Origin of the sequence: Streptomyces sp. NPDC059957 (assembly GCF_042730015.1) — a bacterium.
Classification (GTDB): domain Bacteria; phylum Actinomycetota; class Actinomycetes; order Streptomycetales; family Streptomycetaceae; genus Streptomyces.
This window is the reverse complement of record NZ_JBHWMB010000065.1, coordinates 24,559-47,067: the sequence shown is the minus strand read 5'-3', so window position 1 is coordinate 47,067 and position 22,509 is coordinate 24,559. Positions and strand designations below refer to the sequence as shown.

Annotated in this window: 20 protein-coding genes and 1 tRNA gene; 11 read left to right on the top strand and 10 right to left on the bottom strand. The window is 72.0% G+C overall.

Features of this window, described 5'->3' with window-relative positions; translation table 11 throughout:
* Positions 1 to 126: 126 nt before the first annotated feature.
* The 3 genes from ACFWBW_RS32340 to ACFWBW_RS32330 form a co-directional block, all read right to left on the bottom strand.
* Positions 127 to 999, bottom strand: coding sequence for a DivIVA domain-containing protein (locus tag ACFWBW_RS32340; RefSeq protein ID WP_385380121.1), 873 nt, complete (start codon positions 997 to 999; stop codon positions 127 to 129).
* 159 nt (positions 1,000 to 1,158) lie between these two features.
* Positions 1,159 to 3,651, bottom strand: coding sequence for an SUKH-4 family immunity protein (locus ACFWBW_RS32335; protein ID WP_385380118.1), 2,493 nt, complete (start codon positions 3,649 to 3,651; stop codon positions 1,159 to 1,161).
* Positions 3,652 to 3,658: 7 nt separating this feature from the next.
* The gene (locus ACFWBW_RS32330) at positions 3,659 to 4,684 is read right to left on the bottom strand and encodes an SMI1/KNR4 family protein (protein WP_385380115.1); all 1,026 of its coding nucleotides are present in this window, start codon (positions 4,682 to 4,684) and stop codon (positions 3,659 to 3,661) included.
* Between the two features lie 419 nt (positions 4,685 to 5,103).
* Between ACFWBW_RS32330 and ACFWBW_RS32325 the strand changes: the two genes are divergently transcribed.
* Positions 5,104 to 5,568: a YwqJ-related putative deaminase gene (locus tag ACFWBW_RS32325; protein WP_385380136.1), complete on the top strand. Its 465-nt coding sequence runs from the start codon at positions 5,104 to 5,106 to the stop codon at positions 5,566 to 5,568.
* A gap of 5 nt (positions 5,569 to 5,573) precedes the next feature.
* Positions 5,574 to 6,098: an SUKH-3 domain-containing protein gene (locus ACFWBW_RS32320; protein ID WP_327253100.1), complete on the top strand. Its 525-nt coding sequence runs from the start codon at positions 5,574 to 5,576 to the stop codon at positions 6,096 to 6,098.
* 33 nt (positions 6,099 to 6,131) lie between these two features.
* Here the strand turns inward: ACFWBW_RS32320 and ACFWBW_RS32315 are convergent, their stop codons facing one another.
* Genes ACFWBW_RS32315 through ACFWBW_RS32305 form a run of 3 tightly spaced genes read right to left on the bottom strand, consistent with a single transcriptional unit; the run spans position 6,132 to position 8,507 of the window.
* Positions 6,132 to 6,674 (bottom strand): hypothetical protein, encoded by a 543-nt coding sequence (locus ACFWBW_RS32315; RefSeq protein WP_385380112.1) that lies wholly within the window; start codon positions 6,672 to 6,674, stop codon positions 6,132 to 6,134.
* A 24-nt stretch (positions 6,675 to 6,698) separates the two neighbouring features.
* A complete protein-coding gene (locus ACFWBW_RS32310) occupies positions 6,699 to 7,235 on the bottom strand; it encodes a hypothetical protein (protein ID WP_385380109.1) in 537 nt (178 codons plus the stop codon).
* A 6-nt stretch (positions 7,236 to 7,241) separates the two neighbouring features.
* Positions 7,242 to 8,507 (bottom strand): sensor histidine kinase, encoded by a 1,266-nt coding sequence (locus ACFWBW_RS32305; protein ID WP_385380106.1) that lies wholly within the window; start codon positions 8,505 to 8,507, stop codon positions 7,242 to 7,244.
* Positions 8,508 to 8,661: 154 nt separating this feature from the next.
* Between ACFWBW_RS32305 and ACFWBW_RS32300 the strand changes: the two genes are divergently transcribed.
* The 5 genes from ACFWBW_RS32300 (at position 8,662) to pth (ending at position 12,852) form a co-directional block, all read left to right on the top strand.
* Positions 8,662 to 8,733: transfer RNA gene (locus ACFWBW_RS32300), tRNA-Gln, on the top strand.
* A 109-nt stretch (positions 8,734 to 8,842) separates the two neighbouring features.
* The gene (gene glmU / locus ACFWBW_RS32295) at positions 8,843 to 10,291 is read left to right on the top strand and encodes a bifunctional UDP-N-acetylglucosamine diphosphorylase/glucosamine-1-phosphate N-acetyltransferase GlmU (protein WP_385380103.1); all 1,449 of its coding nucleotides are present in this window, start codon (positions 8,843 to 8,845) and stop codon (positions 10,289 to 10,291) included.
* Between the two features lie 133 nt (positions 10,292 to 10,424).
* A complete protein-coding gene (locus ACFWBW_RS32290; RefSeq protein WP_112451977.1) occupies positions 10,425 to 11,402 on the top strand; it encodes a ribose-phosphate diphosphokinase in 978 nt (325 codons plus the stop codon).
* A 192-nt stretch (positions 11,403 to 11,594) separates the two neighbouring features.
* The gene (locus tag ACFWBW_RS32285; RefSeq protein ID WP_385380100.1) at positions 11,595 to 12,170 is read left to right on the top strand and encodes a 50S ribosomal protein L25/general stress protein Ctc; all 576 of its coding nucleotides are present in this window, start codon (positions 11,595 to 11,597) and stop codon (positions 12,168 to 12,170) included.
* Positions 12,171 to 12,261: 91 nt separating this feature from the next.
* Positions 12,262 to 12,852 carry an aminoacyl-tRNA hydrolase gene (gene pth / locus ACFWBW_RS32280; RefSeq protein WP_327253105.1) on the top strand — a complete coding sequence of 197 codons (591 nt, stop codon included), beginning with the start codon at positions 12,262 to 12,264 and terminating at the stop codon, positions 12,850 to 12,852.
* A gap of 73 nt (positions 12,853 to 12,925) precedes the next feature.
* Here pth and ppc read toward each other — a convergent pair whose 3' ends face one another.
* Positions 12,926 to 15,691 carry a phosphoenolpyruvate carboxylase gene (gene ppc / locus ACFWBW_RS32275; protein ID WP_385380097.1) on the bottom strand — a complete coding sequence of 922 codons (2,766 nt, stop codon included), beginning with the start codon at positions 15,689 to 15,691 and terminating at the stop codon, positions 12,926 to 12,928.
* A 363-nt stretch (positions 15,692 to 16,054) separates the two neighbouring features.
* On the opposite strand from ppc, the gene ACFWBW_RS32270 reads away from it, so the two are divergent.
* The 3 genes from ACFWBW_RS32270 (at position 16,055) to ACFWBW_RS32260 (ending at position 19,683) form a co-directional block, all read left to right on the top strand.
* Positions 16,055 to 17,035 carry an acyl-CoA desaturase gene (locus ACFWBW_RS32270; RefSeq protein WP_385380095.1) on the top strand — a complete coding sequence of 327 codons (981 nt, stop codon included), beginning with the start codon at positions 16,055 to 16,057 and terminating at the stop codon, positions 17,033 to 17,035.
* Positions 17,032 to 17,706 (top strand): TetR family transcriptional regulator, encoded by a 675-nt coding sequence (locus ACFWBW_RS32265; protein WP_383947427.1) that lies wholly within the window; start codon positions 17,032 to 17,034, stop codon positions 17,704 to 17,706. The genes ACFWBW_RS32270 and ACFWBW_RS32265 overlap by 4 nt, the downstream gene beginning before the upstream one ends.
* A 255-nt stretch (positions 17,707 to 17,961) precedes the next feature.
* Positions 17,962 to 19,683 carry an FG-GAP repeat domain-containing protein gene (locus ACFWBW_RS32260; RefSeq protein WP_385380133.1) on the top strand — a complete coding sequence of 574 codons (1,722 nt, stop codon included), beginning with the start codon at positions 17,962 to 17,964 and terminating at the stop codon, positions 19,681 to 19,683.
* A gap of 75 nt (positions 19,684 to 19,758) precedes the next feature.
* Here the strand turns inward: ACFWBW_RS32260 and ACFWBW_RS32255 are convergent, their stop codons facing one another.
* Positions 19,759 to 20,130 (bottom strand): VOC family protein, encoded by a 372-nt coding sequence (locus tag ACFWBW_RS32255; protein ID WP_385380131.1) that lies wholly within the window; start codon positions 20,128 to 20,130, stop codon positions 19,759 to 19,761.
* Positions 20,131 to 20,132: 2 nt separating this feature from the next.
* Complete coding sequence (locus ACFWBW_RS32250; RefSeq protein WP_385380091.1) at positions 20,133 to 20,987, bottom strand: trans-aconitate 2-methyltransferase; 855 nt, start codon at positions 20,985 to 20,987, stop codon at positions 20,133 to 20,135.
* 160 nt (positions 20,988 to 21,147) lie between these two features.
* Here ACFWBW_RS32250 and ACFWBW_RS32245 point away from each other — a divergent pair, with 160 nt between their 5' ends.
* A complete protein-coding gene (locus ACFWBW_RS32245) occupies positions 21,148 to 21,645 on the top strand; it encodes a MarR family winged helix-turn-helix transcriptional regulator (protein ID WP_243335294.1) in 498 nt (165 codons plus the stop codon).
* Here ACFWBW_RS32245 and ACFWBW_RS32240 read toward each other — a convergent pair.
* On the bottom strand, positions 21,604 to 22,389 hold the full coding sequence (locus ACFWBW_RS32240; RefSeq protein WP_385380088.1) for a LuxR C-terminal-related transcriptional regulator: 786 nt from the start codon (positions 22,387 to 22,389) through the stop codon (positions 21,604 to 21,606). The genes ACFWBW_RS32245 and ACFWBW_RS32240 overlap by 42 nt on opposite strands.
* Between the last annotated feature and the right edge of the window lie 120 nt (positions 22,390 to 22,509).

The following is a 22,509-nucleotide window of genomic DNA, read 5'->3' as shown; positions in this document are numbered from 1 at the left end:
TGTGGCGCAACAGTGGCCCGCGCCCTGTCGGAGTAGAGCAGAGGGCGCCTAAATCATGCAGTCCAGGCCGACACCCCACCCCGCCCCCGGCACCGACCCACCCGCAGCCACTCCCACCCGACACCGTCAGCCCTCCGCCGGCGCGCGGCCCGTCAGGGCGGCCAGGCTGGAGCGGACGTGGTTCATGTGGGCCCGCATCTCGTCCTGGGACTCCCCGTGCTCCCGCAGGATCCGCTCCGTCTCCCGCCCGACCCGCTCCTCCCGCACCCGCGCCTCCGCGATCAGCTCCGCCGCCTTCGCCTCCGCGTCCTCCTGCCCGTGCCGGGCCGTCTCCTGGGCCTGCGCGAAGCCCCGCTTCGCCTCCGCCAGCCGGGACTCCGCGTACCGCTCCAGCTCGGCGTGCCGCGACTCCAGCTCCGCCTCCCGCGCCGCCAGCTCCCGCTCCGCCGCGTCCCAGCGCTCCGCCTGTTCCTGTTCCCGCTCCGCGAGCAGCGCGTCACAGCGGCGGGCCATGTCCGTCAGGCCCGCCTGCGCCTCGGCCCGCCACGCCGCCGCGTCGTCCCGCGCCGCCGTCCGCGCGTCGTCCGCCTCACGCCCCGCCCGCAGCAGCCCCTGCCGGGCCCGGACCTCGGTCTGATCGCGCACCGCCTGCGCATCGCCGCGCGCCAGCTCCGTCACCCGGTCGGCGTGCGCCTCGGCGGCGCCCGCCGCCGCCAGCGCGTCCGCCCGCGCGTCACCCCGTAGCGTCTCGGACTCCTCCTCGGCCAGCAGCAGGATCCGGCGCGCCCGCTCGCCGAGCTCCTCGTACGTCTGCGGGGCCAGTCCGGAGACCTCCACGCGCAGCCGCTCCGCCTCCGCGTCCATCTGCTTGGCCAGCACCGTCAGCCGGGCCACCCGCTCCCAGGCCTCGTCCCGGCTCCCCGACAGCCGGGCGAGGTACCGGTCCACCTCTTCGGCCCGGTAGCCACGGCCGCGCACGGTCGTAAAGGGTGCACTCATCCTGGAAGCGCCTCTCTCGCGGGGGTTCCTGCCAAGGATGCGTCATTTGCTCCCAGAAGCCCGAATGGCCGGGCCGAGACCCCGTTCGAGGGTCACGACCCGGCCATCCGGATCAACAGCGGATGCCCGGAAGTTCCACCGGAGATCAGCAGAAACCGGTCAGAGGAGCCCGTCCCACATCTGCTCCAGCAGCACCGACCACCAGTTCTCCGGCGACGCCAGCGCCGCGCTGTCCAGCCCCGCCAGATTCGCCTGGAAATCGACGGTCCAGCGGCCCGCCTGCTCCGGCGTCAGATGCTGGCGCAGCCGCCACATGTGACCCAGCATCGCCAGGGACCGGACGAACTGCGGCAGCGAGGAGTTGACGAACTGCGGGGGCACGGGCGCCCCGCCCGGACCGCTCTCCACCGGCACCGCCACGATGTGCGCGGTCCCGTACTGCACGCACAGTGCCTTGCCGAAGTCGCTGCCCACCACCAGGTACGAGCCCGCGTCCGAGGCCGGCTGCACCTGCCGCTGCGCGGCCAGTTCGGCCAGCGTCGGCAGCGGGGCACCCGGTACGGCCTGGGCCCAGAAGAACGGCCCGAAGTCCACCGGCAGGCCCGACCACATCAGCGTCTGCGCCACGATCTCCGGCACGCCCTGCCGGGACACCGCGCGCTGCTCGAAGCGGAACACGCCCTGCGGCCCGAACGCCCCCGCCAGCTCCTGCGCGATCGCGTCGAGCGGGATCGCCGGCTGCAACGGCACCTGCGGCAGCGGTGCGCGCGCCGGTGCGGGACGCGCCGGCCCGTCCGCCACCTGGTGCAGTTCGCCCTGGTGGGTCAGCAGGTGCCGCATGCCCTGCTGCCGGCCCGCGTGGTCCGTCCCGTACGGGGCCACGCTCGTGATCCGGACCTGCGGCCAGGTCTCGCGGATCATGCGCGCGCAGTAGCCGCCGGGCAGTTCGCACGAAGCCAGCTCGGTGTGCAGCTCCAGCACCTGCTGCGGAGGCACGTTCATCGCCCGCAGCTCGTACAGGATCTGCCACTCCGGGTGCGGAGTTCCGGGCGCGGAACGCCGGATGAGCTGCTGCTCGGAGCCGTCGGGCGCGCGGTAGCGCAGCACGGCCTGGTACCCGGGGCCGACCGTGGGCACCCCGGGCTGGGAGGCCTGCGGCGCGGGTGCCTGCGGCGCGGGTACGGGTGACTGCGGCGCGGGACCGGGAGGCGCGGGCGGCTGCCCCGTCACGGCCGGACCCGCCAGCATCGTCGCGGCATGATCCAGCCCGCCACCGGGCACGCCGGGAGCCCCGGGCGGACCGGGCGGCTGGGGTACGCCGGGACCGGCCAGCATCGTGGCCGCGTGGTGCGCGCCACCGCCGGGCACGCCGGGGGGACCGGGGGGCGCGGGCGGCTGCCCGGCACCGGGCCGGCCGGGAGGACCGGGCGGGCCGGGAGGCTGCGGACCGCCGGGACCGGCCAGCATCGTGGCGGCATACGCGTCCCCGCGACCACCGGACGACCCGGGAGCCCCCGGAGGACCGGGAGGCGCGGGCGGCTGCCCCGTCACGGCCGGACCCGCCAGCATCGTCGCGGCATGATCCAGGCCACCACCGGGAGCACCCGGCGCACCCGGAGCCCCGGGCGGACCGGGCGGCACGGGCTGCTGCGGACCGCCGGGGCCCGCCAGCATGGTGGCGGCGTACGAAGGCGATTCGGCGCCGCCGCCCGGCACACCGGGCGCACCGGGCGGACCCGGCGGAGTCACGGGCGCGGGGGCACCGGGCCGGTTGACCCGGGCCTTGCTCGTCGGCGCGTCGGCGATGTCCCCACTGGACACCCCGCCGGAACCGCCGGAACCGGAGCCCTGCCCCTGCCCCGACCGGGAGGACTCCGGGTCCAGCGCGGGCACGACGGCGGTCTTCGGCAGCTCACTGCCCCTGGGCATCAGGGTCGTGCGCGCCTCCGGGCCGGGCCCCGACGGCGCCGGGGCGTCGTCCAGGTCCGTTCCGGACAGCGGCGGCGCGAACACCGTCGCCGGCAGCGGCACGGACACGGAGTCCGCACCGGGGTTCACGTCGGTACCGGCCCAGGGCGTGGCCCCGGTCGGGACGGCGGCGGGCACCCCGTCGTTGGCGGTCGGCTCGTAGGGGACCTCTCCCCCGCGCCGCAACGGCACCGGCTCCGACACCGGCTCCGAAGAGCCCGAATCGGAAGAAGCCGACGCAGCCGACGAAGCCGACGCAGCCGCAGGCACCGAAGGCGTCACCGGAGCGGCCGGAGCCACCGGAGCCACCGGGATCCCCGCCCGGTCCGCCGCCTCCTGGAGCCACTCCGGCGGGCTCAGCATGAAAGAGGTCTGCTCGGAGTCGATGCGCGGCACCGGCACCGAAGCCTCGGCCTGCGCGGCCGACGCCCCGTACTCCTCCTCGTAGCGGCGGATGACCTCACCCACCGGCAGGCCGGGCCAGAGCGTCACCTCCCCGCTGTCCCGCGCGATGACGAGCCGCTGCCGGCCGCCCCCGGACACGGGGCCCGCCGGGCGGTCCTCCGCCCACACCACGAAACCGAGTCCGAACTCCCGTACCCGCACCTCGCGGTGCTGGTACCCGGGCACGTCCCCGTTGATCCATTCCTCGGCGCGCTCCTGCGCCTGCGCAAACGTCACCATCGCGCCGTCACCCTTCCACCGGTGCGGATGCCGGCCCGGCACCCGCTCCCGAACCAGACCCCGTCACGGGAACCGAGCGCGCGAATCCGCCGTCCACCATCAGACCGGCCACCGTTTCCAGCTCCGGCGGATTGCCCGCCAGCCGTTCCAGGAAGGCGTCGAAATCCGCACCGCACGGCAGCAGCAACCGCTCCACGCGTTCCTGCACCGACCAGCCGTCCTGGTCGCGCGCATCGTCGAACGGGGAGAACCAGACCGAACCGACGGCCTCGCCGCGCACCTTCACCGCGAGCAGACCGCCCTGCACGAAGGCCACGCACAGGTAGTCCTTCGTCAGGTGGTCCCGCAGGCACTTGTTCACGTAGACGAGGTCGTTGACCGCCGCCTCCTCGCGCACCGTGAAGAACGGCTGGTCCACCAGCAGTCCCAGTTCCACGTCGAGCCCCGTGCCCACCGGCGCGCAGCCGCCCGCCGCCTTCAGGAAGGAGCGGTACGCCTCCGGGAGCCGGTAGCCGAGGTCCTCCTCGACGCCCTGGACCTGCTGCTCGGACACCGAGACCACCGTCTTGGGCAGCCCCAGGTGCACCGGGCGCACCTCCTGCAACGGCCGCGTCCCGCGCTTGACGTGGTCCACCGCCGCCGTCGCCAGACCGGCGTGGTGGCGCAGCAGCGACTTCACCTCGACCGGGACCAGCTCCATCCGGCGCGTACCGGACACGTGGTGCCAGGTCCAGCCGTGCGGGGTCGACACCGGTCCGACCGTGTCCCACAGTTCGTGGCCGGTCGCGCGCATGGCCGCGTTGGCGGACACGCAGTCCGTCAGGCGCAGCTCGTCCACGCCGAAGCCCTCCGGGGGCTCGGCGATCTCGACGGCCGCACGGGCGTACAGCGCGAAGTCGGGGTGTCCGTTCGCGTCGATGCGGACTCCGTGGGGATGGCGCGCTGCCCGGACGGGGTCCGGGAAATGCACGACCTGCCCCGAATAAGCGGCGTTGGGTGGCGCGGCCTCATGCCCGAGCCGACCTGTCGTCATGGCGGTAGCCCCCTGCTGGATCTGGCTGGTTCACCACAGCCTATGTGCTCCGGCAAGGACGTCACCCGCACGTGTGCGGGGGCCCCGCGGGACGGCCGGGAAGATCCGAATTGATACGAATATTCGACCCAGCTTCCACATGCCACGGGACATTTGACAGGCTGTCCCCACAGCACGGGGGCGTGCGCGACAGCGGCCGGCGCCGCGGCCACGGGAGGGAAAGCGCAACCATGCAGAACACGGCATCACGCACAGACGCGGCCGACGCCCACTCAGGAGGGGCGGGAGCCCTGGGATCGGCGGGCCCCGCGGGCGCCCGCGGACCCGCGGACCCCGCCGGTCCCGCGGGAACCGGTGATCCGGCGGCCGTCCCCGCACAGGCCCGCGCCGCGGCCGACCAGGGCCCCGGCGATCCCCGGCTGCGCTGGGGCGGCGGGGACGGCCGCCCCGCCGTGCCGGTGCTCCGCTTCCGCCGCGACGGGATCCTGCCCACGGTGGCCGCCGCCCTGTCCGTACGCGGTGAAACCCTCACCGGGACCGCCGGCAAGGCCGACCTGCCCCCCGTACTGCACGCCCTCGTACAGGATTTCCTCGACACCCTCACGAGCGGCCAGCGCGAACGTTTCACCGGCCGGTGTCCGGAGGCGATCCTGCTCTCCCGCCACCTCGCCACCATCGAGGGCGCCCGCAGCAAGCGCGCCTCGCGCAAGCCCCTGACGCCCAGCGAGGCGCGCCGCTCGCTGAAGCACTCCAAGATCACCGCCCGCCGCATCCGCGAGGACGGCGACCCGCTCCACGGCAGCTACGCACCTCCCTGCCGCTCCTGCGAGGCCCTCCTCGCCCACTTCGGCGTCCGCCCCGTCGACCTCACGCACCCCGAGTAGCCGCCATGACCACGACCTCCGCTTCGTACGCCCGCTCCTCCGCGACCCGCTTCCCCGTCGCCGTGGACTCCGCCCTGCGCACCGCCGGCTGGGAGCCGGGCCGCTGGGACATCAAGCAGGCCGAGTACTGGGCCGACGCCCTGCGCGACCACACCACCCCCGCCGGGCACCGGCACACCGTGTTCCCGGCCGCCGTCGAGGCCTGGGCGGAGTTCGGGAACCTCACCGTCACCGCCCCGGGCCCCGGCCGCCAGATCGCGCCCACCGCGATACGCCTGGACCCGCTCACGGGGCTGCACCTGGCCCGCACCTTCGCGGACCTCGGCCGCGCCCTCTCCACCCAGCTCTGCCCGCTCGGCGTCGAGGCCGACACGGACCCGGCCGGGGGCGGCTCCCACTTCGCCCTCGACCGCGAGGGCCGTGTCTACTGCGTGGACCACACCGGCGACTGGTACCTCGGATCGAGCCTCGACGAGGCCCTCACCCTCCTCCTCACCGGCCTCCAGCCGACCCGCCTGACCACGGGCTAGCGTCCCTTTCGGATCTTGCCGGCCCGGCACGCTTCAGCCGCCCAGCTCCGGAAGCCGCTCCCCGGCCTCCGGGTAGCGGCCCTCCTCCAGCCGGAAGAGGTACGCCCGCAGATCGGCGGCGAGCCCGCCCTCCAGGTAGGCGCGGAACTCCCGCGCCCCCTCGGCGGCGTCCAGGTCGGCGGGATGGACGCTGCCCCCGTACTCGGCAAGCGTGAGCACCAGGTGCTCCTCGACGCGGCTCCGCCCGGCCCACCACCGGCGCACCGTCTCCGGCGTCCACCAGCGGTCCCCGTCGTACGCGTACTCCTGGAAGGGCTCCTCGTCCGCCGCGTTCACCACCTCGCGGACCTCGGCCGGGGTCCGCGGCTGCCGGAAGACGTACTCGAGGGCGTCCTCGGTGCTCGCCGCGTACATCACGTTGCCGGGCGCGTTCAGCCGTCCGGTCCAGCACGTGTCCGTCTCGCCCGTGTAGAAGGGCCCCGGCACGTTCAGCCAGAGCCGCTTCTCCCACCGCCCCTGGAACAGCTTCCGGTCCTCGTCCGTCAGCTCCGCCACCGGATCCCAGCCCGCAGTCATCCCCACTCCCCCTGTCGCCCCGCGTCACAACCGCGGGAGCCGCTCCCCGGCCTCCGGATACCGGCCTTCCTCCAGCCGGAAAAGATACGCCCGCAGATCATCGGCGAGACCACCCGCCAGGTACCCCTGGAACTCCCGCACTCCGGCAGCCGCATCGGCGTCCCCGGCAGAACCGCCCGCCCCGAAATCCGCGAGCGCCTCGGCCAGGTGCTCGACGACCCGCTCCCGGCCCGCCCACCACGCGCGCACCCCGGCCGGGGTCCAGCGCAGGTCCCCGTCGCAGTAGTACTCCCCGCACGGTTCGGCCCAGGCCGCCTCGGCCAGCGCCCGCACCTCGGAAGGATTCCGCGGCTGTCGGAACACGTACTCGGTGCAGTGGGCGCTCTCCGCCGTGTACAGCACGCTGTCCGGGGCCTCCATCCGGCCGGTCCAGCAGTTGTCCGTCACCCCCGTCCAGAACGGCCCCGGCACGTTCAGCCACAGCCGTTCCCCGACCTGCCCGTGCCGCGCGAAGTTCTTCCGTTCCCCGGCCGTCAGCTCCCCCACCGGATCCCACGCCATCCGCCCCTACCCCCGGTCGCTCGGCAGGACCGCCGAGACCTTGAAGCCGCCCTCGTCCGTCTGGCCGGACACGAACACCCCGCCCAGTGCGAGCACCCGCTCGCGCATGCCGACCAGGCCGTTCCCGCCGCTCGGCAGCCCCGGCTCGGCCGCCTTGCCGTCGCAGGGGCCGTTCTCCACCTGCATGGCCACCTCCCCCTGCCGGTGCGCCAGCCGTACGACGACCCGTGCGCCCGCGGCGTGCTTGTGGCAGTTGGTCAGCGCCTCCTGCACCACCCGGAAGGCCGTCTGCTCCACCTCCGCCACGTACGCGCGGTACTCGCCGCGCACGTCCAGCTCCACGACCATCCCGGCCGCCCGCGACTGTCCGACCAGCGCCTCGAGCTCACCCAGCGTCGGCCCGTCCTCGAAGCTCCCCACCAGGGCCGCCACCGGCACCGTCACGGCCGCCGGCTTCGGCGACTCCGCCCGCAGCACGCCGAGCATCTCGCGCAGCTCGGTCAGCGCCTGCCGTCCCATGTCCCCGACCAGCGCCGCGTTCCTGGCCGCCTTCACGGGGTCCTTGGCGGCGATCGCCTGGAGCGCCGCCGCGTGCACCACCATCAGCGACACCCGGTGCGCCACGACGTCGTGCATCTCCCGCGCGATCCGGGTCCGCTCCTCCGTACGGGCCCACTCGGCCCGTTCCTCCGCCCGGTCCGCGAGCAGCGACAGCTCCCGCTCCAGCGAGTCCGCCCGCTCCTGCAGGCTCTCCATCAGCCGTCTGCGGGCCGCCGTGTACAGCCCGAACAGCACCGGCGGCACGGTCAGCGCCACCGCCACGAACACGGACAGGGTGATGACGATGGTGAGGGTGACCTCGGGGTCCGCCCGGGTTCGCATGTACATCACCACGAAGGTCGCGGCCAGCGACATCGACGCCAGGGTCCCGGTGATCCGCCGGGGCACCTCGGAGGCGGCCAGCGTGTACAGCCCGACCACGCCGAGCAGGAACCCCATGGCCGCCGGCGACACCGCGATGCCGACCAGCACCACAACGATCGGCCAGCGCTGGCGCAGGACGAGCACCGACCCGACCAGCAGCCCGAACAGCACCCCGGCGAAGACCGGGATCCCCGCCTCGTGGGCGAACCCGACGCCCTCCACCCCGCACTCGACGGCGGACACCGCGCCGAGCCCCACGTCCAACACGGCCGACCTGCGCCGCTCCCACCACAGGGGCCCGTCCCGCCCGGCCCCCGCCTCTCCCTGCTCTTCCCCCGTACTGGTCATACGGTCCAGCCTACGCAGCGGCCCCGGTCCGCAGGCGACCGGAAATCCCGCTGAAGGGCTCGGATTTGTACCGTCGCATTCAGGGCGCCCGGTGCGGCATAGTAGGTCCCGTCGGCTCGACCACCAGGGCGCAATGTCCGGTTCAGTCGATTAATCCCCTGTGGTGTAATTGGCAGCACTGAGGCTTTTGGTGCCTTATGTTCGGGTTCGAGTCCTGACAGGGGAGCTTCACGGTCCGGGTCCTGACTTCCGCAGTCGGGACCCACCCTCGTTTAGGGCCTTAAACCCACCGGTATCCTTCACGGGTCCACCACCCGAAGCCGAAGGGCACACCCGTGAGCGCCAACCGCCCGGCAGCCGTCGTCGTACTCGCAGCGGGTGAAGGCACCCGCATGAAGTCGGCCACACCCAAGGTTCTGCACGAGATCAGCGGGCGCTCGCTCGTCGGTCACGTCGTCGCCGCCTCCCGCGAGCTGGACCCCACCCACCTCGTCGTCGTCGTCGGGCACGCCCGCGAGCAGGTCACCGCGCACCTCGCCGCGATCGACGCCGACGTCCGCACGGCAGTCCAGTACGAGCAGAACGGCACCGGGCACGCCGTCCGGATGGCCCTCGAAGAGCTCGCCGCCGACCGTCCCGCCGGCACCGTGGTCGTCGTCTGCGGCGACACCCCGCTGCTGACCGGTGAGACCCTGGCCGCGCTGACGGCCACGCACGAGGCCGACGGCAACGCCGTCACCGTGCTGACCGCCGAGGTCCCCGACTCCACCGGGTACGGCCGGATCATCCGCGGCGCCGACGGGGCGGTCACCGCCATCGTCGAGCACAAGGACGCCACCGACGCCCAGCGCGCCATCCCCGAGATCAACTCCGGGGTCTTCGCCTTCGACGGCGCCCTCCTCGTCGACGCCCTCGGCAAGGTCCGCACCGACAACAGCCAGGGCGAGGAGTACCTCACCGACGTGCTCGGCATCCTGCGCGAGGCCGGCCACCGCGTCGGCGCGGCCGTGGGTGCGGACCACCGGCAGATCCTCGGGATCAACAACCGGGTCCAGCTCGCCGAGGCCCGCGCACTGCTGAACGCCCGCCTGCTGGAGCGCGCCATGCTCGCCGGCGTGACGATCGTCGACCCGGCGAGCACCCTCGTCGACGTGACGGTGACTTTCGGCCAGGACGCGATCGTGCACCCGGGCACCCAGCTGCTCGGCACCACGCACATCGCCGAGCAGGCCGAGGTCGGCCCCAACACCCGCCTGAAGGACACCCGCGTGGGCGCGGGCGCCCGCGTGGACAACACGGTGGCGGACACCGCGGTCATCGGCACCTCGGCGAGCGTCGGCCCCTTCGCCTACCTGCGTCCGGGCACGAACCTGGGCGCGAAGGCCAAGGCCGGCACGTACGTGGAGATGAAGAACGCCACGATCGGCGAGGGCACCAAGGTCCCGCACCTGTCCTACGTCGGCGACGCGACGATCGGCGAGTACACGAACATCGGCGCCGCCAGCGTGTTCGTGAACTACGACGGTGAGCACAAGCACCACACGACCGTCGGCTCACACTGCAAGACGGGTTCGGACAACATGTTTGTGGCTCCCGTCACCATCGGGGACGGCGCCTACACGGCCGCCGGCTCCGTGATCACCAAGGACGTTCCGCCCGGCGCCCTGGCCGTGGCCCGTGGCCAGCAGCGGAATATCGAGGGCTGGGTGGCCCGCAAGCGTCCGGGAAGCGCCGCCGCGACGGCGGCGCAGTCGGCGGTCCGCGAGGACTCCGACGAACGCTGAGGTGAACTGACCGGAAACGGCTACGCCGGAGACGGCGTACCGTGATACGTGAACGCAATTCGGCTGGCTCACCGTGTGCGGGACGGACGCACATGGGGGCGAGCAGCTTTCCCACGTCTGAGGAGACAGTGCTGTGACCGGGATCAAGACGACCGGCGAGAAGAAGCTGATGCTCTTCTCCGGCCGCGCCCACCCCGAGCTGGCCGAGGAGGTCGCGCACCAGCTCGGTGTCGGCCTCGTGCCGACCAAGGCTTTCGACTTCGCGAACGGCGAGATCTACGTCCGATTCCAGGAGTCGGCGCGTGGCGCGGACTGCTTCCTGATCCAGAGCCACACGGCTCCGATCAACAAGTGGATCATGGAGCAGCTGATCATGATCGACGCGCTCAAGCGCGCGTCGGCACGCTCCATCACCGTGATCGTCCCGTCCTACGGGTACGCCCGCCAGGACAAGAAGCACAAGGGCCGCGAGCCGATCTCGGCCCGCCTGGTCGCGGACCTGCTGAAGACCGCGGGTGCGGACCGCATCCTCACGGTCGATCTGCACACCGACCAGATCCAGGGCTTCTTCGACGGCCCGGTCGACCACCTTTCGGCCCTGTCGGTCCTCGCGGACTACGTCGGCGCCAAGGTCGACCGCTCCAAGCTGACGATCGTCTCCCCGGACGCCGGCCGCGTACGCGTCGCCGACCGCTGGTGCGACCGCCTGGACGCCCCCCTGGCGATCGTGCACAAGCGCCGCGACAAGGACGTCGCCAACCAGGTGACCGTCCACGAGGTCGTCGGTGAGGTCAAGGGCCGCGTCTGCGTCCTGGTCGACGACATGATCGACACGGGTGGCACCATCTGCGCCGCCGCCGACGCGCTCTTCGCGCACGGCGCGGAGGACGTCATCGTGACGGCCACGCACGGCATCCTGTCGGGCCCGGCCGCCGACCGCCTGAAGAACTCCAAGGTCAGCGAGTTCGTGTTCACGAACACCCTGCCGGACCCGTCCGACCTGGAGCTCGACAAGATCACGGTGCTCTCCATCGCCCCGATGATCGCCCGCGCCGTGCGCGAGGTCTTCGAGGACGGCTCGGTCACCAGCCTGTTCGAAGAGCAGCAGTAGTCACGTCCGCTGTGCGTTAGATCATTTTTGGGTACGGCCTCCCCGCCGGGTACACTCCTTGAGTTGCTCGGCGAGGGAGGCCGTACCTGTTTTCACGGGTATGGATGCTCCGTTATCGACGCGCTCTTCGTAGCAGGCCGTGTTCCGGCCGGGTGACTGTCGTCCATTTCCGTCACCCCACGAGGAGTGAGCATGTCCGAGATCAAGCTTGCCGCGAAGGTCCGCGAAAACTTCGGCAAGGGCTCTGCCCGCCAGGCCCGCCGTGACGCCCTGACCCCCGCGGTCATCTACGGCCACGGCACCGACCCGAAGCACGTCAACGTGGACGCCCACGCGCTCCAGCTGGCGCTGCGCACCCCGAACGTCCTGCTCTCCCTGGACATCGAGGGCGCCGGCACCGAGCTGGTCATCCCGAAGGCCGTCCAGAAGCACCCGCTGAAGCGTTCGATCTCCCACGTCGACTTCCTGATCGTCAAGAAGGGCGAGAAGGTCACCGTCGACGTCGCGATCGTCACCGAGGGCGAGCTGGCCCCGGGCGGCAACATGCTGGAGACCCTCCAGAACACCATCTCCGTCGAGGCCGAGGCCACGCACATCCCGACCGAGGTCACCGTCTCGATCGCGGGCCTGGAGGCCGGTGCCACCATCACCGCCTCCGACCTGGTCCTGCCGGCCGGCACCACGCTGGCCGTCGACGGCGACATCGCCGTCCTGCAGGTCATCGGTGCGGGCACCGAGGAGCCGGCCGCCGAGGGCACCGAGGCCTGAGCCTCGCCCCTCCCCCTCAGCACTTGCTGAACGACCGCCGTCCGGCTCCACTGGAGCGGGACGGCGGTCGTCTTCGTATAAGGAGCTTTTGATGTCGGACGACGCGGCGCCCTGGCTGATCGTGGGCCTCGGGAACCCGGGTGCGGAGTACGCGGGCAACCGCCACAACATCGGTTTCATGGTGGCCGACCTGCTGGCGGAGCGGATGCGCGGCAAGTTCAAGGCGCACAAGGCCCGCGCCCAGGTGGTCGAGGGCCGGATGGGCCCGCCGGGACCGCTGAACCGGCGCGTGGTGCTGGCCAAGCCCATGTCGTTCATGAACCTGTCCGGGGGCCCGGTGACGGCACTGCGGGACTTCTACAAGGTGCCGCTGGACCGGATCATCGCGGTCCACGACGAGCTGGACATCGACTACCCGACGCTGCGGCTGAAGCTGGGCGGCGGGGACAACGGCCACAACGGCCTCAAGTCGATGACCAAGTCGATGGGCCCCGACTACCACCGGGTGCGCTGCGGCATCGGCCGCCCGCCCGGCCGGATGCAGGTCGCCGACTTCGTGCTGAAGGACTTCTCCTCCACGGAGCGCAAGGAGCTGGACTGGTTCGTCGACCGTTCGGCGGACGCCGTGGAATGCCTCATCCAGGAGGGCCTGGAGCGCGCGCAGTCCACGTACAACAGCTAGGGCAGCCAACGACGGAGCCCCCGTCACCGGATCGATCCGGTGACGGGGGCTCCGTCGTACGCCGTACGAAACCTCAGCCGGTGTTGCGCAGACCGGCGGCGACGCCGTTGACGGTCAGGAGCAGGGCGCGGGACAGGATCGGGTCCGCTTCCTCGCCGCGCTCGGCGGCCGCGCGCTGGCGGGCCAGCAGGGAGACCTGGAGGTAGGAGATCGGGTCCAGGTAGGCGTCGCGGACCGCGAAGGTCTGCTGGAGGACCGGGTTGGAGTCGAGGAGCTTCTCGCCCCCGGTGATCCGCAGGACCTCGCGGACGGTGAGCTCGTGCTCGGCCTCGATGCGGGCGAAGACGTGCTTGAGCTCGTCGGGCACCAGGGTGTCGACGTAGTGGCGGGCGATCCGCAGGTCCGTCTTGGCCAGCGTCATCTCGACGTTGGACAGGAAGTTGCGGAAGAAGTGCCAGCGCTCGCCCATCTCGGCCAGCGCATCGCCTTGGCCGGCCTCGCGCAGGGCCTTCAGGCCCGAGCCGACGCCGTACCAGCCGGGGACGATCTGGCGGGACTGGGTCCAGCCGAACACCCACGGGATGGCGCGCAGGCCGTCGAGGCCCGCGCCGGAGTCGGGACGGCGCGAGGGGCGCGAGCCCAGGTGCAGGTCGGCGAGCTGGTCCACGGGGGTGGCGGCGAAGAAGTACGCCGGCAGGTCCGGGTCCTCGACGAGCTCGCGGTACGCGTCGTGCGCGGCGTCCGAGACGGTGTCCATGGCCGCGTCCCAGCGGGCCAGGTCCTCGTCGGACTGGCGCGGTGCGGTGTGCAGGGCGGAGGCCTGGAGGGTGGCCGCGACGGTCAGCTCCAGGTTCTCGCGGGCCAGCGACGGTACGAGGTACTTGTCGGAGATGACCTCGCCCTGCTCGGTGACCTTGATCTCGCCCTCCAGGGTGCCCCAGGGCTGCGCGAGGATCGCGTCGTGCGAGGGGCCGCCACCGCGGCCGACGGTGCCGCCGCGGCCGTGGAAGAGGCGCAGGCGCACGCCGTAGCGGTGGGCCACGTCGCGCAGCCGGCGCTGGGCGCGGTGGATCTCCCACTGGGAGGTGGTGATGCCGCCGAACTTGGAGGAGTCCGAGTAGCCGAGCATGACCTCCTGGACATCGCCGCGCAGTGAGACGAGGCGACGGTAGGAGGGGTCGGCGAGCATCTCGTCGAGGATGACGTCGGCGGCCTTGAGCTCGTCGGTGGTCTCCAGGAGCGGGACGATGCCGATCTTGGCCCAGCCGCCGTGCAGGTCGATGAGACCGGCCTCGCGGGCGAGGACCGCGGCGGCGAAGACGTCGTCGGCGCCCTGGCACATCGAGATGATGTAGGACTCGATGACCTCGGGGCCGAACTTCTCGAAGGCGTCCTTGATGGCGCCGAACACGCCCAGCGTCTTCTGGCCGGCCGCGTCGAGCGGGGCCGGGGTGGGCGCCAGCGGGCGGCGCGAGCGCAGCTCCTTGGCCAGGAGGCGGCCGCGGTAGTCGCGGGGCATGTCCGCGTAGCGCCAGGACTCCTCGCCGAGCCGGTCGAAGAGCTGGCCCAGCGCGTGGTGGTGGGCGTCCGCGTGCTCGCGCACGTCCATCGTGGCGAGCTGGAGGCCGAAGGCTGCCAGCGTGCGGATGGTGCGGTCCATGCGGCCGTCGGCGAAGAGCGCGCCGCGGTGCTCGCGCAGGGAGGTCTGGATGAGGGTGAGGTCGGTGAGCAGCTCGGCGGTGCCGAGGTAGTCGCGGCCTTCCTCGTGCGGGATGCCCTTGGCGAGGCGCTCGCGGGTGTTGAGGAGCTTCTGCCGGACGCAGGTGGCCTTGAGGCGGTACGGCTCCTCGGCGTTCAGCCGCTTGTAGCGCGGGCTGATCTCCGGGAGGCGCTCCAGGTCGGCCTGGAGGGAGGTGAGGAGCTCCTCGGTGGCGCCGGTGTAGCGGATGGAGTTCGACAGCAGTCCGCGCAGGAAGTCGATGAGTTCCAGGGCGTCGGTGATGCCGTGCTCGTGCTGGAGGATCAGCACGTCCCGGGTCACCTCGGGGGTGACGTTGGGGTTGCCGTCGCGGTCGCCGCCGATCCAGGTGCCGAAGGTGAGCGGGCGGGTGCCGGCGGGGATCTCGATGCCGACGCGCTGGAGCTCGGCGGCGAGGTCCTCCAGGACGTCGCCGACGGCGCCGGCGTGCAGCTCGTCGAGGTAGTAGATGGCGTTGCGCGCCTCGTCGGCGGGCTCCGGGCGGACCACGCGCAGTTCGTCGGTCTGCCAGACGAGGTCGATGTTCTCCGCGAGGCGCAGGTCGTGGCGGCGGCGTTCGCCGGCGCCCGAGACGGGCTCCTCCAGGAGGGCCGCGATGCGGCGCAGCTTGTTGAGGACGCTGCGGCGGGCCGCCTCGGTGGGGTGCGCGGTGAAGACGGGGCGGACGTTGAGGTTCTTGACCGTCTCGCGCAGGTGCTCGGGGTCCGCGTCCTTGAGCATGTCGGCCGTGCGGGCCAGCAGGCCCCCCTCGGCGGCGCGGTGGGCGCGCAGCTCCTTGCCGCGGTGCACCTGCTCGGTGACGTTGGCGAGGTGGAAGTAGGTGGAGAAGGCGCGCACCAGCTTGGCGGCGGTCTCCAGGTCGGTGTCGCCGAGCAGCTCGGCGGCCGCGATGCCGTCGGTGCGCGTGAGGGCTCGGACTCGTTCGACCAGGTCGAGGAGGTCTTGGCCCTCCTGGCGTACGAGGGTCTCGCCGAGGAGGTCGCCGAGGCGGCGGATGTCCGCGCGCAGCTCGGCGTTGGCGGCGCCGGCGGGGGAGGTCGCCGGGGCGGTGGTCGAGTGGGCCTGGTCGGCACTGCTCACAGGTGCGGCTCCTTGCAGTGTTTCGAGCGCTACTGGGAGGTGGGCCCCGGTATGCGCGCGGTGGTGGCCGGCCGGACCTGGGTCCGGCGGTGCCACCGCTCCTGATGCGCAGCTCGGGCTGCCCGTGCGGACCGCGCTGTCCGACGACACCAGGATAGGTGGCCCGTACCGGTGACCAGGCCCGTGTGTCACCAGGCGGGACGACGGCCCTGCGGCTCGGGCCGATGGACCCGGCTGCGGGCGCGCTCCTCTTGCCCCGCGGGGGACCTTTGCCATACTTACGTTGCCGTAGGTTACGCACCCGTAGGGATGTGTGGCCGGGCGGCGCGCCTGCCGACTCCCTCACCCCCAGGGGACACACCTATGACCATCAGTCCCGACGTGATCGAGGATGCCTCGGCGTCTTCCGGCGCGTCCGTGCCGTCCGCGACCCTCGGCGGTGAGAGCAAGCGGTCCGTGGAGCAGATCGCGCTGCTGCTGTTCATCACCGTCCCCTTCCTCGCACTGCTCGTGGCGCTTCCGCTCGCCTGGGGCTGGGGGGTGAGCTGGCTGGACGTGGGCCTGATGGTCTTCATGTACTTCCTGGCCTGCCACGGCATCACCATCGGCTTCCACCGCTACTTCACGCACGGTTCCTTCAAGGCGAAGCGGCCGCTGCGCATCGCCCTGGCGGTCATGGGCTCGATGGCGGTCGAGGGACCCCTGGTGCGCTGGGTGGCCGACCACCGCAAGCACCACAAGTACTCCGACCACGAGGGCGACCCGCATTCGCCGTGGCGCTTCGGCGAGACGGTGCCGGCCCTGATGAAGGGCCTGTGGTGGGCGCACATCGGGTGGCTCTTCGACGAGGAGCAGACCGACCAGCAGAAGTACGCCCCGGACCTGATCAAGGACCCGGCGATCCGCCGCATCTCGCGCGACTTCATCTTCTGGACGATGTTCTCGCTGGCGCTGCCGCCGCTGGTGGGCGGTCTGGTGACGATGTCGTGGTGGGGCGCCTTCACCGCGTTCTTCTGGGGCTCCCTGGTCCGGGTCGCGCTGCTGCACCACGTGACGTGGTCGATCAACTCGATCTGCCACGCGGTGGGCAAGCGCCCGTTCAAGTCGCGCGACCGCTCCGGCAACGTGTGGTGGCTGGCGGTGCTGTCCTGCGGCGAGTCCTGGCACAACCTGCACCACGCCGACCCGACGTCCGCCCGCCACGGCGTGCTGCGCGGCCAGGTCGACTCCAGCGCGCGGCTGATCCGCTGGTTCGAACAGCTGGGTTGGGCGTCCGACGTCCGCTGGCCGTCCGAGGCCCGCATCGACGCCCGACGCAAGGAAGAAGTGTCGAACGCGGCATGATGGGGGACGTGGGAAACGACGGCAGCAGTTCCAGCAGCGAGAAGCCCAGGCGCAGCCGCCGGGTCCGGATGACGGGCGCCGAACGGCGTCAGCAACTGCTGGACATCGGCCGCACCCTGTTCGCCGAGAAGGGGTTCGAGGGCACGTCGGTGGAGGAGATCGCGGCGAAGGCCGGAGTCTCCAAGCCGGTGGTCTACGAGCACTTCGGCGGCAAGGAGGGGCTCTACGCGGTCGTCGTGGACCGCGAGATGCGCCAGCTGCTGGACGGGGTGACGGGCGCGCTGACGGCCGGGCACCCGCGGGAGCTGCTGGAACAGGCGGCGTTCGCCCTGCTGGACTACATCGAGAACTACACGGACGGTTTCCGGATCCTGGTCCGCGACTCCCCCGTGGCCCAGTCGACGGGCACCTTCGCCTCGCTGATCAGCGATATCGCCACGCAGGTCGAGGACATCCTGGGCCTGGAGTTCAAGGCCCGCGGCTTCGACCCGAAGCTGGCGCCGCTGTACGCGCAGGCGCTGGTCGGGATGGTCGCCCTGACCGGGCAGTGGTGGCTGGAGACGCGCCAGCCGAAGAAGGCCGAGGTGGCGGCGCACCTGGTGAACCTGTCCTGGCACGGACTGGAGAACCTGGAAGCGAAGCCGCGGCTGGTGGGTCACCGCAAGAAGTGAGCGCGCCGGTCCGTTCGCGGTACGTGAGCGGGACGTCGCACCTGGTGCCCGGGGCCGGTGGCCCCGGGCACCGCTGCGTTCTGAACGTGATCAAAACCGCTCGCTTAATGTCTGGACAACGCGCGCCACACGGGTAGTCTTCGGTAACTCCCGGGGGGGAATGCCGTCTCACGTGCAGCGCAGCCATGCCGCGCGCCGTGGACGAGATCGTTCAGCCCGGTTTCGCCTGACTACCAGGGAGACCTCTTGTCTTTCATGCGCTCCACGCGCTCCGGCCGCATCGCGGCCTGCACCGCCCTCGCCGTCGCGGCGGGCATGCTCCTTTCCGGTCCGGTCTCGGCCTCCGAGAAGCCGGTCCCCACGGCGAAGGCCGAGCGGCCGAAGGTCGACGAGCGCGCCACCGGCATCCGGCCCGAGGCTCCGGCCACCAAGGCCACCGCCCGCACGGCGGCCGCCGCACTGCCGCAGCTGTTCGATGTGGACGGTGACGGCCTGCAGGACATGCTGTACCGCGGGCTCAGCGGCAAGTCGTACCTGAAGACCTTCAACGGCGAGGACCCGGAGTACGGCGTCGACGGCGCCGCCGCCGGCCTCGGCTCCTCCTACGGCGAGGACTTCAAGGACGTCATCCCGGCCGGCGACCTCGACCGCGACGGGCACCCGGAGCTGCTGACGCTCTCCGTCTCGGGCAAGCTGTCGCTGCTGAGGGCTGAGACGTACGGTGCCTCGCGCCTCGGATGGTCCGGCAACGGCTGGAACATCTACAACAAGGTCGTCGGGGTCGGCGACCTGACCGGCGACGGTAACCCGGACCTGCTGGCCCGCACCTACGCGGGCGCCCTGTACCTGTACCCGGGCAACGGCACGGCCGCTTCGGCCAGCCCTTACGGCTCCCGGATCTCCCTCGGCGGCGGCTGGGACATCTACTCCCAGATCCTCGGCGGCGGCGACTTCAACAACGACGGCAAGGCCGACCTGCTGGCGGCCACGCCGGGCGGCACGCTCTACGTGTACCCGGGCACCGGCAACCGCAGCGGCGTCTTCGGCAACCGGACCAAGAGCAGCACCGGCTGGAACATGTACAACCAGCTCCAGGTGCTGACCAACAAGGCCGGCGGCAACTGGCTCCTGGGCCGCGACTCGACCGGCAGGAACTGGCTCTACCGGTCGAACGGCGCCGGCGGCTTCGCCGAGCGCGAGGCGTTCGGCAAGGGCTGGGAGTACACCGACCTGTTCGCCGGCCAGGGCGGCGTGCCCGCGCACGGCCGCTCCGAGCTGGTCGGCCGCACCAGCGGCGGCGCCGTCTACTACTACTACGGCAAGCAGAACGGTGGCTTCGGCGACCGCCAGAAGATGGACGGCGAAGCGCCGATCAGCCAGGTCGGCATGGCCGTGGCCTCCTCGTTCGGCAGCCAGAACGAGGCCGGCTGGCTCTTCTGGGGCGGCGGCAAGCTCTACATCGACGGCAACTACGCGGGCGCCGGCTGGGACATCTACAACTCCCTCGTCGGTGTGGGCGATGTCGACGGCGACGGCAACGGCGACCTGCTGGCCCGCGACAAGTCCAACGTGCTGTGGCTCTACCCGAGCTACGGCAACGGCTACCAGTTCCGCAACCGTGTGCGCCTCGGCGCCGGCTGGGGCGGCTACAACAAGCTCTTCGGCGCCGGTGACGTGACCGGTGACGGCCGCGCCGACCTGCTCGCCCGCGGTACCGACGGCACGCTGTGGGTCTACCCGGGCAACGGCACCGCCGGCTTCGGCGACCGCGTCAAGATCGGCGACGGCGGCTGGAACACCCTGAAGAAGCTGGCCGCGGTCGGCGACATCACCGGTGACGGCCGCGCCGACCTCGTCGGCGTCAACTCCGCCGGCACCGCGTACCTGTACAAGGCGACGGGCCTCAAGGGCCTGAACACCTTCAAGGGCAACACCTCCCTCGGTGGCGGCTGGAACGCCTACGTGAACGTGCTCTGACCCGTCCCGCACGCACGAAGGCGCCCCGTCACCGGATCTCCGGTGGCGGGGCGCCTTCGTGTGCGCCGCGGCGGTTCAACGGCCGGCGCGATCCGGTTCCAGAAACTCCAGCCGGTTGCCCACCGGATCCTCGGAGTAGAAGCGGCGGTACCCCGGAAGGTTGTCGTCCCAGACGACCGTGGCGCCGCGCGCCGCCAGTCTTTCCGCGTAGGTCTCGATGCCGTCGACCCTGAGTCCCGGGTGGGCCTTGCGGGCGGGGTGGAAGTCCTCCTCCACGCCCAGGTGGAGCTGGACCGGCCCGGCGGCGAACCAGCAGCCTCCGCGCGCCGCGAGCACCGGCGGCTTGGGGATCTCGGTCATGCCGAGCACCTCGGTGTAGTACGCGCGCAGCCGGTCCTCCGAGCCGGGCGGGGCGGCGAGCTGGACGTGGTCGACTCCGGCGAGCATGTTCATGCCTCCCTGCGGGCTACGGCGAAGATCCTGCGGAACGGGAAGACGGTGCCGCGGGGGCCCGTGGGGTAGGCCGCGCGGAGCAGGGAGCGGTACTCGGCGAGGAAGGCCTCGGCGGCTTCCTCGTCGTCGGCCAGCGCGGTGAGCACGGGGCGCAGTGCGGTGCCCTTGACCCAGTCCAGCACCGGGTCGGGACCTTGGAGCAGCTGGTGGTAGGTGGTCTCCCAGACGTCGGCGGAGCAGCCGAGCTCGGTGAACCGCTCCAGGTACGCGGAGGGTTCGAGGATGTGGATGTAGCGGGCTCCGTGTCCGGCGAGCCGGGCCCGCCAGCGCGGGGCGTCGCACAGCTCGGCGAGGATCCGGTGGCTGGGGGCGGTGAAGTTGCCGGGGATCTGGAAGGCGAAGGTGCCACCGGGGCGCAGTCCGGTGATCCAGGGGGCGAAGGAGCCGGCGTGGCCGGGGACCCACTGGAAGGCGGCGTTGGAGACGATCAGGTCGTAGGGCTCCTCCGGGAGCCAGTCGGCGAGGTTGCCGTGGCGGAAGTCGAGCTTGCCGCCGCCTCCGGTGGGGCCGGCGTATTCGGCGTCCGCGCGGTGGAGCATCTCGGGGGAGAGGTCGTAGCCGGTGATGTGGGCTGCGGGCCAGCGGTCCGCGATCAGCGCGGTGACGTTGCCGGGGCCGCAGCCGAGGTCGGCGATGCGGGCGGTCCGCGAGGGGAGCTCGGGTATCCGGGCGAGGAGGTCGAGGAAGGGCCTGGCCCGGTGGCCGGCGTGCCTGAGGTACTGCTGCGGATCCCAGGTGGGGGCCGTGTGGGTCGTGGGGGTGGCCTGCGCGGGCGCGGTATCGGAATGCATGTTCGAGCCTCCTAGCTGGCGGTGCGGTCGGAATCGGAATCGTCTCCGGCCCCCTCCATGCCCATGGTGGCGAAAAATATATCTCGATGTCAAGATACTCGAGATCAAGATGCTCGATTTAAAGAGACTTCACGTCGACAGACCCTTTACACTGATCCGCATGGAGGACGAGGTCGACCGACTGGTCGCGGCATGGCGGCGGGAACGCCCTGACCTCGACGTGGAACCACTCGAGGTGCTCAGCCGCGTCAGCAGGCTCGCGCGGCACCTTGACCGTGCCCGCCGACTGGCCTTCTCCGAGCACGGCCTGGAGCCCTGGGAGTTCGACGTCCTGACCTCGCTGCGGCGGGCCGGCGCGCCGTACCAGCTCTCCCCCGGTCAGTTGCTGACGCAGACCCTGGTGACCTCCGGGACCATGACCAACCGCATCGACCGGCTCGCCAAGAAGGGCCTCGTCGAACGGCTGCCGGACCCCAACGACCGCCGCGGGGTCCTGGTGCGCCTCAGCCCCGAGGGCCGCGACCGCGCCGACCAGGCGCTCGCCGGGCTGCTGGCCCAGGAGCGGGCGATCCTGGCCCAGCTCTCACGGACGCAGCGCGGCGATCTCGCCGGCCTGCTACGCCAGTTGACCGCTCCGTTCGACAACATCCCCGGCTAGTCCCTGCCCCGGCAGCCCCGGCAGGTCGGCGGGTCGTACGCCGGCCCGCCTGGCCAGGGCGACCGCCGCGAGCGTGGAGTGCACGCCCAGCTTGCCCAGCACGTTCTGCATGTGGGTGCGGACGGTGTGCGGGGAGAGGAACAGCCGCGCGGCCACGTCCTTGCGGCCCAGCCCCGCCACCATGCAGCGCAGCACCTCGTGTTCCCTGGGCGTGAGGGACTCCACCAGCCGTTCGCTGTCGGTACGGTGCTTGCGCGCCGCGGTCAGTTCGCGGAGCACTCCGGTGAGCAGCGCGGGCGGAAGGTGCGTCTCCTCGCGCAGGACTCCGCGGATGACGGCCAGGAGCCGCGAGAGCGAGCAGTCCTTGGCCACCCAGCCCGAGGCTCCCGCCTGGAGCGCGAGGGCGGCCCGGCGGGCATCGTCGCGCTCGGCGAGGACGACCGTACGGACCTCGGGGTGGGATACCCGTACGCCTGCCACCAGCGCGATCCCGTCGGCGGCGGGTGGGGCGGAGCCGGACTCCCGCTGGGCGGGGACGCCGGCGGGGACGGCGGCCAGGTCGGAGTCGACCAGCAGGACGTCGAAGCGGCGGCCCTCGGCCACCGCACGTTCGAGGCAGCGCAGCGCCGCGGGGCCGCTGCCGGCCGCGGAAACGTCCACGTCCGGTTCGGCCGCGAGCGCGGCGGCGAGAGATTCGGCGAAGATGCGGTGATCGTCGACCACGAGTACCCGGATACGGACCACAAAACCCCCAAGGGTCGGGGAACGGACGGCTGCGGGTACGACGCCCGGACCGGGTGATCCGCAGGCGCCGCGGCCGCCGCCGTGACATCTCTGCACTACCCCGGACCGGACGTCGTACCC

Coding starts and splice junctions, on each gene's coding strand:
- ACFWBW_RS32340 (WP_385380121.1), bottom strand. CDS start 999: ATGAGTGCACCCTTTACGACCGTGCGCGGCCGTGGCTACCGGGCCGAA.
- ACFWBW_RS32335 (WP_385380118.1), bottom strand. CDS start 3,651: ATGGTGACGTTTGCGCAGGCGCAGGAGCGCGCCGAGGAATGGATCAAC.
- ACFWBW_RS32330 (WP_385380115.1), bottom strand. CDS start 4,684: ATGACGACAGGTCGGCTCGGGCATGAGGCCGCGCCACCCAACGCCGCT.
- ACFWBW_RS32320 (WP_327253100.1), top strand. CDS start 5,574: ATGACCACGACCTCCGCTTCGTACGCCCGCTCCTCCGCGACCCGCTTC.
- ACFWBW_RS32315 (WP_385380112.1), bottom strand. CDS start 6,674: ATGACTGCGGGCTGGGATCCGGTGGCGGAGCTGACGGACGAGGACCGG.
- ACFWBW_RS32310 (WP_385380109.1), bottom strand. CDS start 7,235: ATGGCGTGGGATCCGGTGGGGGAGCTGACGGCCGGGGAACGGAAGAAC.
- ACFWBW_RS32305 (WP_385380106.1), bottom strand. CDS start 8,507: ATGACCAGTACGGGGGAAGAGCAGGGAGAGGCGGGGGCCGGGCGGGAC.
- ACFWBW_RS32285 (WP_385380100.1), top strand. CDS start 11,595: ATGTCCGAGATCAAGCTTGCCGCGAAGGTCCGCGAAAACTTCGGCAAG.
- pth (WP_327253105.1), top strand. CDS start 12,262: ATGTCGGACGACGCGGCGCCCTGGCTGATCGTGGGCCTCGGGAACCCG.
- ACFWBW_RS32270 (WP_385380095.1), top strand. CDS start 16,055: ATGACCATCAGTCCCGACGTGATCGAGGATGCCTCGGCGTCTTCCGGC.
- ACFWBW_RS32265 (WP_383947427.1), top strand. CDS start 17,032: ATGATGGGGGACGTGGGAAACGACGGCAGCAGTTCCAGCAGCGAGAAG.
- ACFWBW_RS32260 (WP_385380133.1), top strand. CDS start 17,962: ATGCGCTCCACGCGCTCCGGCCGCATCGCGGCCTGCACCGCCCTCGCC.
- ACFWBW_RS32255 (WP_385380131.1), bottom strand. CDS start 20,130: ATGCTCGCCGGAGTCGACCACGTCCAGCTCGCCGCCCCGCCCGGCTCG.
- ACFWBW_RS32250 (WP_385380091.1), bottom strand. CDS start 20,987: ATGCATTCCGATACCGCGCCCGCGCAGGCCACCCCCACGACCCACACG.
- ACFWBW_RS32245 (WP_243335294.1), top strand. CDS start 21,148: ATGGAGGACGAGGTCGACCGACTGGTCGCGGCATGGCGGCGGGAACGC.